Origin of the sequence: Ochrobactrum sp. SFR4 (genome assembly GCF_019730395.1) — a bacterium.
Classification (GTDB): Bacteria; Pseudomonadota; Alphaproteobacteria; order Rhizobiales; family Rhizobiaceae; genus Pseudochrobactrum.
This window is the reverse complement of the sequence record NZ_JAAPBB010001294.1, coordinates 1-240: the sequence shown is the minus strand read 5'-3', so window position 1 is coordinate 240 and position 240 is coordinate 1. Positions and strand designations below refer to the sequence as shown.

Here is a 240-nt window from a genome sequence, read left to right as displayed (position 1 = left end):
GCATTAAAACGCGCCCAAAGCTGCTTTTCAATTTCTCTGCGTGCCTTCGCTTCTGGGCTTTCATCTTCAGGTTCAAGCTGGACCATTTCCAAACGTAGACGTGCAGCCTCCGGCAAAAGCGAAATGTGATATTTCCAAATTCTTTTTGTTTTTCCAGCAACTTGTCGTGTTAACTCAACAGAGCCACGCCATTTTGTGCGTGCTAAATTATCAAGACTTTTTTCTGCTGGCGGCAAATCA

The 240-nt window shown here is 44.6% G+C and carries 1 pseudogene; it reads right to left on the bottom strand.

Features of this window, described 5'->3' with window-relative positions:
* A pseudogene (locus tag HBA93_RS23195) lies at positions 1–240 on the bottom strand (transposase domain-containing protein); the annotation flags it as partial.